This window comes from Mycobacterium sp. TH-M116, from assembly GCF_057473685.1.
Genome location: NZ_JBYCLC010000069.1, coordinates 1 through 11,088, shown reverse-complemented (window position 1 = coordinate 11,088; position 11,088 = coordinate 1). Strand labels below are relative to the sequence as shown.

Sequence of the window (11,088 nt, the reverse complement as noted above, 5' to 3'; positions counted from 1 at the left end):
ACCTGGGAATCGATAACGCCGGCTCTACTAATATCGGCGTGGGTAACTCCGGTAATGTCAATATGGGCTTATTCAACTCGGGTGTGGAGAACGTGGGTGCCTTTAACTCCGGCGGCACGGACTTGCTGACCCCCTCCGGCCCGGGCGCTGGAGAATACACCGGCAATGTGGGTTTCTTTAACTCAGGCACTCTCAACACCGGGATAGGGAACTCAGGAAATATCAACACCGGCATATGGAACTCCGGCAGCGTGAACACCGCCATCGGCAGTGTGGTCAGCCAGCATGGTACGGTCTCGGGTTTCGGGAACACAGGAACCTACGAGTCGGGTTGGGGCAACACAGGTCACTACAATGCAGGTTTTGACAACACAGGAAGCTACAGTTCTGGCTACATGAACGTGAATTCGACAGGTTTCTTTGACACCGGATTCTTAAATGCCAACAACGACGTCGGTTTCAATAACACGGGTACCGGCGGCTTTAACATAGGGTTCAACAACTCTGGTGCTGGTGGCAGTAGCGTGGGTTTCGGCAACTCGGGTTCCGGTGGCTTTAACGTAGGCTTCAACAACTCTGGTGCTGGTGGCAGTAACGTGGGTCTCAACAACTCTGGTGCTGGTGGCTTTAACGTAGGCTTCAACAACTCTGGTGCTGGTGGCAGTAACGTGGGTTTCAACAACTCGGGTTCCGGTGGCGGTAACGTGGGTTTCAGCAACTCGGGTTCCCATGGCGGTAACACGGGAGTATTCAACTCGGGTGCTTTGAACTCTGGGGTGGGTAATCACGGGATATTCGACTCGGGTGCCTGGAACTCAGGTGCCAACGATTCGGGTGCTTTCAACCACAGCGACAACCAGTCCGGTTTCTTCGAATAACCCTTCCGGCCGGCCAGCCGGCGGGCCTCAGGGGTTCACCCGGATCGGCACCGACAGCGGGCGGCGCACGTAACTGCCGCCCGACCACACGATCGCCGACTGGTCGACCTCGAAATCCGGGCAGCGGGCCAGTAATTCGGTCAACGCGACGCGCGACTGCATCCGCGCCGCGGCCGCGCCCAGGCAGTGATGGGCGCCGTGGCTGAACGTCATGATGTTGCGCGGGCATCGGGTCACGTCGAGTTCGCTTGCGTCCGGACCGTATTGGCGTTCGTCGCGGTTGGCCGACCCGTACAGCAGCAGCACCTTGCGGCCGGCCGGGATGGTCGCGCCGTGCAGCGTCACGTCGCGCGTGGTGGTACGCGCCAGGCCCTGCACCGGCGAGGTCAGCCGCAGCAGCTCGTCGACCGCGTCGGGGATCAGCCCCGGGTTGTCCACCAGCAGCCGGCGCTGGTCGGGACGCTCGTGCAGCAACGGCATCGAGCCACCCAACATCCCGGTGGTCGTGTCGTTGCCGCCGGTGACCATCGTGAAGGTGAACGCCAGCACCGACAGCATGCCGGCGATGTCCCCGTCGGCGCCCACCCCGGCGGCCACCAGGTGGGAGAGGGTGTCCTCTTCGGGTTCAGTGCGGCGCCGCTCGATCAGTGCGGTGAAGTAGGCCGTCATCGACCCGACCGCCTCACCGGCGCCGGCGAGCGCCCCGACCCCACCGCCGTCATCGTCGTCACCGCCGGCGGTGTTGGCGGCCACGATCACATCGGTCCAGCCGTCGAACTGCGCCCGGTCCTCCTGCGGCACGCCGAGGTAGTGCGCGACCACCATCGACGGCAGTGGTTTGAACAACTCGGTCACGATGTCGCCACCACCCTGGGCGCGCAGCTTGTCGATGCGCTCGACGACGAACTCGCGGACCTTGGGTTCGACCGCCTCGACCTGTCGCGGCGTGAAGCCGCGCGCAACCAGCTTGCGGAACTCGGTGTGCACCGGCGGGTCCTGCATGACGAACGGTGGGTTGTCCTGCAGCCCGATCATTTCCAGTTCGCCGTAGTTGACGGTCAGCCCCTGCGCGGAGGAGAACGTCTCGTGGTCGCGCGCCGCCGACCAGACGTCGGCGTGCCGGGACAGCACGTAGTAGTCGTGGTCGGGCCGTGTGCGCGGCACGACGTGGTGCACCGGGTCGTGGTCGCGCAGCGCGCGGTACATCGGCCAGGGACACGCCCAGGTGTCCGCGGTGGCGAGCTCGAACCGGGCCGGGGCATCCTGCGACGTAGCTGCTGACATGTCGTAGGCCTAGGGCATTTCGCGGGTTGTGTCAACCGCCGAGTGCGCCGGCATCGGCCCCTCAGATCGCCGCGCCGGGGTTCAGAATCCCCAACGGGTCCAGCGCGGTTTTGATGCGCTGGTTGAGCTCCATCACCTCGGGCCCGAGGTAGCCGGAAAGCCACGGCCGCTTGAGCCGGCCCACGCCGTGCTCGCCGGTGATCGTGCCGCCCAGGCTGAGCGCCAGGTCCATGATCTCGCCGAACGCCAGATGGGCGCGCTCGGTCATCGCGGCGTCATCGGGGTCGTAGACGATCAGCGGGTGGGTGTTGCCGTCGCCGGCGTGCGCGATCACCGAGATCATCAGCTCGCGCTCGGCGGCGATGCGCTCGATCCCGGTGACCAGCCCGCCCAGCGCCGGAAGCGGCACCCCGACGTCTTCGAGCAGCAGCGGCCCCTTGGACTCGACCGCGGGGATGGCGAACCGGCGGGCGGCGACGAACGCCTCGCCCTCGTCCGGGTCGTCGGTCGAAAACACCTCCGTGGCACCGTGTTCGGCGAACACCGCGGCCATCACCTCGGCGTCCTGCGCACCGGCCGCACCCCGCTCGTCGGAGCCGGCGACCAGCATGGCGGCCGCCGAACGATCCAGGTCCATGCGCAACAGGTCTTCGACGGCGTTGATCGCCACCGAATCCATGAACTCCAGCATCGAGGGCCGCAGGCGCGCCGTGACGCCGAGCACCGCGTCGACCGCCGCCTGGACGGACCCGAACGACGCCACCACGATGCTCGACGTGTTGGGCGCGGGCAGTAGCCGCAGCGTCACCTCGGTGATGACGCCGAGGGTCCCCTCGCTGCCGACGAACAGCTTCGTCAGGCTCAGCCCCGCGACGTCCTTCAAACGCGGACCGCCCAGCCGCACCGCGGTGCCATCGGCGAGCACCACCTGCATGCCCAGCACGTAGTCGGTGGTGACGCCGTACTTCACGCAGCACAGCCCGCCGGCGTTGGTGGCGATGTTGCCCCCGATGCTGCAGATCTCGAACGACGACGGATCCGGCGGGTACCACAGGCCGTGCTCGGCGGCCGCCTTCTTGACCTCGGCATTGAACAGGCCGGGCTGGCACACCGCGGTACGGGTCACGGGATCGACGGTGATGTCACGCATCTTCTCCGTGGACAGCACGATCCCGTTGTCCAGCGCGGTCGCGCCGCCCGACAGGCCGCTGCCGGCGCCCCGCGTGATCACCGGCACCCGATGTGCGCACGCCCAGCGCAGCACCGTCTGCACCTCGTCGGTGCACCGCGGCCGCACCACGGCCAGCGGGGTGCCCGCCGAAGGGTCGAAAGCCCGGTCCTGCCGGTAGCCTTCGGTCACCGCGGGATCGGTGACCACCGTCCCGTCGGGCAGGCCGGTGATCAGATCCGCCAACGCATCCGGGCTCACGGGCCGATCCTACGGCGCGCCGACCGCTGCACGGCTGAGCGATCCTGGAACGGGTCAAGTTCCGTGTTCTGACAAAGGAACTCACCAAAGTCGCGAGGAGCCAAGGGATGCCGGATCACCGTCGAGCCGGGCGACAGTGGCATCCGGCAGCCCCGGCGAAATCCGGTCATTACGCGGCGACGACCGCGACATCGTAGGCCGACAGCTGGTTGTCTGCGGTGATGATCGTCAGGTCGAGCAGCTGCGCCTGAGCGACGAGGACACGGTCGAACGGATCCCGATGGTGATCGGGAAGATCAGCGGTCCTCAGCGTGTGCCCATGGTCGACCGGCAGCGCAGATGTGCCGGAGCGACGCATGCGATCACCGATAAAAGCTTTCGAGAACATCATCCGGAAACGGAGCGTCGAAATCTTCGGGCACGGTATACACGCCGTGGTCGATGCCCAAGCGGCGGGTGTTCTGCGAGTGGAACGGCACGAGCTTTGCAACGGGTTCACCCCCCCCGGGCAATCTCGACCTCCTGCCCGCTGTCGACGAGCCGCAGCAGCTCCGACAGGCGGGTCTTCGCCTCGTGGATGCCGACCCTGATCGCGGCAGGCTTAGTCATGAACTCAGTCATGGACTTAGTTTAGGCCGTCGTGTTGGAAGGGGTTGTGCGCATCAGCAGGCGGCGCGAGCGGCGCAGAAGTCAGATTTGATCGGCCGATTCGAGCGGTGGGAACGCAGAATTCTCGGCGAGTCACGCCGCGGCCTACAGCGGTGAAGGCGCGTCGAGTCCGGGCGCCAAGTCCAGTTCCCGCAGTGACGGCAGCCCACCACCAGCGGCACTGTCATCGCGGCGGCCACGATCGCCGCGTCCCGGGCGCTGCCGCGATGCTGCAGGGCCAGCCACGGGAACGTCACAGCGAGATGCCGGTTCCCGCGGTGGCCATGAGCGTGGCGGACAGGATCAGCAGTGCCGGGCCGCGGCTCATGGGACTCACGGATATCGCGGCTGAATGGAACCCGAACCAGCGGCCCGGAACACCGACTGTGCGGGCCGTTCAGCCGCTGCCCACCGGCTGAAGGCACGATGTTCATGTGCTCGTCCACCCTCGCACCGGCCGGCCGTTCAGCTCTCCGGTCGCTCCCGGCACCGGATGGCCCGCCGATCCGGCGACTCCGCAGACCCCGGTCGCCGTGAGCGCCGCGCAGGTGATCGCGCTGGCGGCCGGCGCCGACTCGATACCCCGCCTCGACGGGCTGATCAGCGTGTGCCGGGCCTGCCCGCGGCTGGTGGGCTGGCGCGAGGACGTCGCCGTCGCCAAACGCCGGGCGTTCGCCGACCAGCCGTACTGGGGACGACCGGTGCCGGGCTGGGGTTCGGAGCGGCCCCGGCTGTTGATCATGGGGCTGGCGCCCGCCGCGCACGGCGCCAACCGCACGGGGCGGATGTTCACCGGCGACCGCTCCGGCGATCAGCTGTACGCGGCCCTGTACCGGGCCGGCCTGGTGAACCAGCCAACCAGTGTGGACGCCGCGGACGGGTTGCGGACCAAGCACATTCGCGTCGTCGCGCCGGTGCGTTGCGCGCCCCCGGCCAACGCCCCCACCCCGGCGGAGCGGGACAGCTGCCGGCCGTGGCTGGAGGCCGAATGGCGGCTGGTGGCCGCCCACGTCCGGGTGATCGTGGCCCTGGGCGGGTTCGGCTGGCAGGCCGCGCTTCGGCTGCCGGCCGCTGCCGGGCTGCCCAAGCCGAGGTTCGGGCACGGCGTCGTCGCGGAGCTCAACGCGGGCGTGCGGCTGCTCGGCTGCTACCACCCGAGCCAGCAGAACATGTTCACCGGTAGGTTGACGACGGCGATGCTCGACGACATCCTCACCGAGGCAAGGAAACTGGCAGGAATCTCGTGACTCTGCGTCGGCGGGACAACGGCGGCGGGTTGACTCGCCCTGCGACTCCGGCCTGCGCCCGCGCGGGCGGGCGATGGACGTGCGGGGCCCGGTGCTGAGCGGGGAACGTTCGCGGCGCGGGAAGCGTTGAGGCCATCGTGCGTCTATCCGTCCTCGACCTCGTCCCGGTGCGTACCGACCAGACGACCCCGGACGCGCTGGCCGCCACCGTCGGGCTGGCGCAAACCGCGGACCGGCTGGGGTTCACCCGCTACTGGGTCGCCGAACACCACAACATGCGGTCCGTCGGTGCCACCAGTCCGCCCGTCCTGATCGCCTACCTGGCCGCGCAGACCACCCGGCTGCGGCTGGGATCGGGTGGGGTGATGCTGCCCAACCACGCGCCGCTGACCGTCGCCGAGCAGTTCGCGCTGCTGGAAGCCGCGGCTCCGGGCCGCATCGACCTCGGCATCGGCCGGGCGCCCGGCTCCGACCCGGTGACCTCGTATGCCCTGCGCGGTACCCGCGACGACCGTGACATCGAGAACTTCCCCGACTACCTCGACGACGTGGCGGCGCTGATGAGCAAGGCCGGGGTGCGGGTGCCGCTGCGTTCCGGGGACTACATCCTCAGGGCCACCCCGGCCGCCGCGACAGAACCGCGCCTGTGGCTGCTGGGCTCGTCGATGTACTCGGCGCAGCTGGCCGCGGCCAAGGGGCTGCCGTATGTGTTCGCCCACCACTTCTCCGGCCGGGGCACCGAGGAGGCGTTGCAGACCTACCGTTGCGGGTTCCGGCCCAGTGACGTGGCCGCCGAGCCCGTGACGTTTCTGACCGTGAACGCCGCGGTGGCCGAAACCCATTCCGAGGCAACAGCGTTGATCCTGCCCAACCTGCAGGTGATGGCGCGGCTGCGGACCGGCCAGGCGCTGGGGCCGGTACCCCTCGTCGAAGAGGCCCTGGCCGCGGAGCTGACGCAGGAGCAGCAGCACATCGTCGACAGCGGGCTGCGACGCGCCGTGGTCGGTGCGCCCGCGGAGGCCGCTGAGCAACTGCGGACGCTGGCCGCACGGTTCGGCGTCGACGAGGTGATGGTCAACCCGGTCGCCTCGGCCCGCCACGGCACCGCTCCGGCCACCGCCCCGGCCCGGGTGGCGACGCTGGAGCTGCTGGCCAAAGAGCTTTTCTAGGACTCCTCCGGCTCTAGGACTCCGCCGGCTGCCGTACCTCGTGGCCGGCCGGGGCGAGGCCGGAGATCCACTGCTGCAGCCCGTCGGCCGGCAGCGGCGGACTGTGCACGAAACCCTGCGTGATTGTGCAGCCGCAGCGCCGCAGCGCGCTCAACGTGATCTCGTCTTCGACTCCCTCGGCGACGAGGTCGGCGCCCAGGCTGTCGGCCAGGGCCACTGTGGACCGCACGATCGCCACCGATCGCGGGTCGTGGGACAGGCGCGCCACGAACACCCGGTCGAGTTTGAGCTCGTCGACCGTGACTTCCTGCAGGCGCGCCAGTGACGACCATCCGGTGCCGTAGTCGTCCAGCGAGATGCGAATGCCCAGGCGTTGCAGCGCGGCGACGGTGTGGCGCGAGCGCACCGAGTCGATCAGGGTCCTCTCGGTGATCTCGATGATCAGGGCGTCGGCCGGCACGCCGTGGATGCGCAGCAGTCGTTCGATCGTGCCGACCAGTTCCAGATCGAGCAGGTTCGTGGTGGCGAGGTTGACCGCGACCGTCAGCGTGAGGCCCTGCGCGCGCCAGGACCGCATCTGTTCGAGGACGAGGTTCAGCGTGCGGTCGGTGACTTTGCGCATCAGCCCGGCGCGTTCGGCGGCCGGGATGAATTCGGCCGGCAGCAGCAGACCGCGGTCGGGATGTTGCCAGCGCAGCAGCGCCTCGGCGCTGTGGACGCTGCCGCCGTGGTTGATCTTGGGTTGGTAGTGACACGTCAGCTCTGCACCGGCGTCGAGTGCGCCGCGCAGTTCCTCGACGAGGGTGAGATCGTCGTGCCGGTATTGCTCGAACGCCGGCTCGTAGACGGCGATTTTGCTGAGTGCCGACCTGGCGTGGGGGAGCGCCGCCTCGGCGAGGTTGAGCAGTTCCTGGGCATGCTCGCAGTGGTCGGGGCTCAGGGCGAGGGCGATGCGGGCGTCGACCTGCACGGTGATCGGGTCCAGTGCGAACGGTTCGCTCAAACACTCGAGCAGGCGTCCGGATTGGGCGCGCGCGGCGATGAGGTCGTTGCCCTCGGCCAGCAGGATCGCAAATCGGCTGTCACCCACCCGCGCGAAAAGGTCGTCACGGCCGATGGTCTTCCCCAGGCGATTCGCGATGCGGCACAACAGCTCGTCGACGAACGCGGCGCCGATCGAGGCGTTGATCTCGTGAAACTCGTACAGTTCCAGCAGCAGCAGCGCGCGGCGCACTCCCATCCCGGTCGTAGGTGCGGGCTGCGGTGCGGACACCTCGGTCAGGGCCGTGACCAGGCAGCGGCGGTTGGGCAGGCCGGTCAGCTTGTCGGTCATGGCGCGCCTGTGGTTTTCGGCCAGCACGCTGACGTCCCGGAACGTCACCGCGAAACGCGCGGCGACCACGACCAGGCTCGACGCGGCCAACGCCGTGGCCAGTTGCGAGCCGTGCCCCAACACGGCCACCGCCAGTGCCACTCCCGTGCACGACACGGGCACGACGAAGGAGCCCAGCCCCCGCTTCCCGCTCGGCGCCCCCGTCGCCGATCGCGTCCACGCGACCGTCGCCACCAACAATGACGACGCGGGCCAGCACGCGTCGAGCGCTGTTTTGGTGGGGTATTCACGCGCACAGATCTCGAACAGATACGCCGCGTCCGCCACCGCGGACAGGGCGAAGCCGGTGAACAGCAGAGCCAAGCGCAGCGCGTTGTTCCGGCCCAGGATCGGCAGCATGCTCGCCGCCAGCGCCAGCAGCACCAGGCCGCCGTACGGATACACCGGGCCCACCAGCACGGTCGACGGTTTGTCGCTGACGGCGCAGCGTGCGTGCCCATGCAACAGCGCCGCGGCTACCGCAGCAGTCGCCAGACCGCAGGCTACAGCGTCGAGCCGGACCGTGCTGGGCACACGCTTGGCGCGCGCCCGCATCAGCAGCAGCAACCCGGCGTAGATCGGGGGGTAAAACGCGAGATGGGCGAGGTCGGCCACCGATGTCGATCGGCCGTCGGGGACCCGCGCCGCAGAGAAGACGTCGCCGATGGCCGACACCGCCATGCCGGCTGCGATCAGCGCCCACGCCGCACGGTTCCTTGAGACGAGAACAGCGCGGGCGGAAACCAGTGCGGCCGCCCCCAGGTTCAACGCTGGGTACACCTCACCGAGGACGGCGGCGTCGACGATGCGCGCCCGGTGCAGCGCGTTGAGCACGACGAAGGCCACGATGCCCAGCGTCAGCGCGCCGATGGCGATCCGGACCACCCTCGGCGGCCATCGGATGTTCTCGGCCGCGTCGGTCGACATGTGCTTCGCCCTCGTCGCCACGGGTTCGGGATCGAGAGTCCCCGAAAGCCGTTCGGGTGCCCGGCTGGTGGGTCTGGGGGCGTCGACGGGTGCCATCGTCGCCCCGACGCACTCCGGGGATGCAGGCACCGACGGCAGTCGGTCGGGCACGATGCTGTGGATGCATCGGCCGCCTCGGCGTTTGGCGGCGTACATGGCCAGGTCCGCGTCGCGGAGCAGCTCGTCGACGGTGCAATCCGACGAGGCGGGGGCCACGGTGATGCCGATGCTCGGCCCAACATCCAGCGGAACCCCGTCGATGAGGATCGGCGGGCCGAAGGCGTCCAGGACGCGCTTCGCCGTTGCCTGCGATTCCTCGACCGAAGCTTCGAGGAGCACCGCGAATTCGTCACCGCCGAGCCGGGCAACGGTGGCCGACTCGTCCACCGCGGACGTGATCCGTTCGGCGACCCGCACGAGCAGTTCGTCGCCGGCGTGGTGCCCCAACGTGTCGTTGACCAACTTGAAGTTGTCGAGGTCCAGGCACAGCACGGCGATCGGCGCGTCGGCCGACGGGAGGCGCGCGATCGCCTCGCCCACTCGCTGGTGGAACCGGGCGCGGTTGGACAGGCCGGTCAGGCTGTCCCGGGACGCTTCCCTGGCCATCTCGGCCAGCAGGCGCTGGTTCTCGACCAGCACGACGAACTGCCGCGCCAGCACGGCGGCGACGAGGATTCCCAGCGCGGTGAACATCGGCCCGTGTTGCAGGTGGCCCAGCGTGTGACCCAGCGCCACCGCGCCGGCCAGCAGTAGCGGCACATACGGCAACCACAACCCCGCGCGGTACGGGACGGCGTCTGACGGCGCCGGCGCTGCAGCCTCGCGTCGGCCGGCCAGCCCCGCCCACGTCAACGTCCCCAACCCGGCCACCCGGATCAGATCGCCCACGTCGCCGGTGTGGTAGTCGCCGGTGCCGGAATGGAACACCACCGCGACGTCGGTGAGGCTGATCGCCCCGATTCCGGCGGGCACCAGGATACGGCTCGGGCCGTCGCCGCGGCGGATGCGCGATAACACCATGATCGCCGCTGTCATCAGGACGATGTCGCCGAAGACCTCGGCGAGGGTGGAAAGCCGCGGGCCGATCCCCTCGCGGAGCAGTTTCTCGACGACGAACACGCACGAGATCACGAACAGCGCTATCCCCAGGATGCAGCCGTCGAGCACCATTCGCGGGGGAGTGTTGCGGGCCACGTGGGAGAACGCCATCATCGCGGCCATGGCCCCGATCGGATACAACAGAAGCGCCACCAAGGCCACCGGGGGACGGTTCGCGGGGTCGAGATTCGGCTGCACGTCGTAGATCACCCACATGGCCTCTCCCAGCGCCCACCCGAGCAGAGCGGTCATCAGCGCCAGCCACCCGAATCGTGAGCGGCCTGCCGCGAAGCGGGCCGCGTTGGCGGCGCACCCTGCCGCGCACAACAACGACGCCACCGTGACGATCTCGTCGACCGGCCGAGTTCTCGACGGGCCCTGCCATCCCCACAACCACGAGGCCGCCAGCGTCGCCTCCGCACCGCCGAAAGATGCGACGAGAATCCAGCCGACCCGCGCAGACAAGGTCAGGCGCTTCCACGGGCCGTCCGTCGAGGGTTTCATTGCTGCGTCACCCCACTTCGCACCGCGCGGCGAGGCTTGGTGGCGCGCCACGGCGCGGTATGAAACACGCGTATAAAAGCAACCGTGTGTCAAACAATAGAGCGTCGCGGCGGTCCCATCAGCCGTTCCGTTGCTATTGCCTGGTCAGAACGAAGACTGCCTGGTCAGAACGAAGACTGCCTGGTCAGAACGAAGACTGCCTGGTCGGAACGAAGACTGCCTTGTCAGAACGAAGACCTGGGTCTGGTGCGAGGTCCGGTTCCGAGGGCCGCGGCAGCGCTCGTCATGGTTGGCGTCGACGACGCCGTGCAGCCGCCTACGCCCACTGCGATACGCCGTCGGGACGACGCGCGCATGCCTCAGTCCTGCCGGCTCGCCTCGATGCGGGCCAGGGCCTCCCGCAGGATCTGGCCGGTGGTTTCCCGGTCGGGGTCGCGGCGCAGCAGCATCCCCTTGGCGAGCGAGAGCTTGTCGCCGTCGCGGCGAGGCAGCA

7 protein-coding genes and 2 pseudogenes are annotated in these 11,088 nt (G+C 68.6%); 3 read left to right on the top strand and 6 right to left on the bottom strand.

Annotated features, from left to right (window positions below):
• Positions 1–878: pseudogene (locus AC2VOK_RS03575) on the top strand (hypothetical protein); the annotation flags it as partial.
• 27 nt (positions 879–905) lie between these two features.
• On the opposite strand, the gene AC2VOK_RS03570 reads toward AC2VOK_RS03575, so the two are convergent.
• From AC2VOK_RS03570 to AC2VOK_RS03555, 4 genes are all read right to left on the bottom strand, one after another.
• On the bottom strand, positions 906–2,162 hold the full coding sequence (locus AC2VOK_RS03570; protein WP_428899259.1) for a cytochrome P450: 1,257 nt from the start codon (positions 2,160–2,162) through the stop codon (positions 906–908).
• Between the two features lie 61 nt (positions 2,163–2,223).
• Positions 2,224–3,591, bottom strand: a complete 1,368-nt coding sequence (locus AC2VOK_RS03565; RefSeq protein WP_428899258.1) for an FAD-binding oxidoreductase — start codon at positions 3,589–3,591, stop codon at positions 2,224–2,226.
• A 169-nt stretch (positions 3,592–3,760) separates the two neighbouring features.
• Positions 3,761–3,949 (bottom strand): PIN domain-containing protein, encoded by a 189-nt coding sequence (locus tag AC2VOK_RS03560; RefSeq protein ID WP_428899257.1) that lies wholly within the window; start codon positions 3,947–3,949, stop codon positions 3,761–3,763.
• Between the two features lie 137 nt (positions 3,950–4,086).
• Entirely contained in the window at positions 4,087–4,212 is a 126-nt protein-coding gene (locus AC2VOK_RS03555) for a type II toxin-antitoxin system Phd/YefM family antitoxin (protein WP_428899256.1), read from the bottom strand.
• A 461-nt stretch (positions 4,213–4,673) separates the two neighbouring features.
• Between AC2VOK_RS03555 and AC2VOK_RS03550 the strand changes: the two genes are divergently transcribed.
• Both AC2VOK_RS03550 and AC2VOK_RS03545 read left to right on the top strand, forming a co-directional pair.
• Positions 4,674–5,486, top strand: coding sequence for a uracil-DNA glycosylase (locus tag AC2VOK_RS03550; RefSeq protein WP_428899255.1), 813 nt, complete (start codon positions 4,674–4,676; stop codon positions 5,484–5,486).
• 137 nt (positions 5,487–5,623) lie between these two features.
• Positions 5,624–6,655 carry an LLM class flavin-dependent oxidoreductase gene (locus AC2VOK_RS03545; RefSeq protein ID WP_428899254.1) on the top strand — a complete coding sequence of 344 codons (1,032 nt, stop codon included), beginning with the start codon at positions 5,624–5,626 and terminating at the stop codon, positions 6,653–6,655.
• Positions 6,656–6,668: 13 nt separating this feature from the next.
• On the opposite strand, the gene AC2VOK_RS03540 is transcribed toward AC2VOK_RS03545, so the two are convergent.
• Positions 6,669–10,595: a diguanylate cyclase domain-containing protein gene (locus tag AC2VOK_RS03540; RefSeq protein WP_428899253.1), complete on the bottom strand. Its 3,927-nt coding sequence runs from the start codon at positions 10,593–10,595 to the stop codon at positions 6,669–6,671.
• Between the two features lie 359 nt (positions 10,596–10,954).
• Positions 10,955–11,088 (bottom strand): annotated as a pseudogene (locus AC2VOK_RS03535) (HIT family protein); the annotation flags it as partial.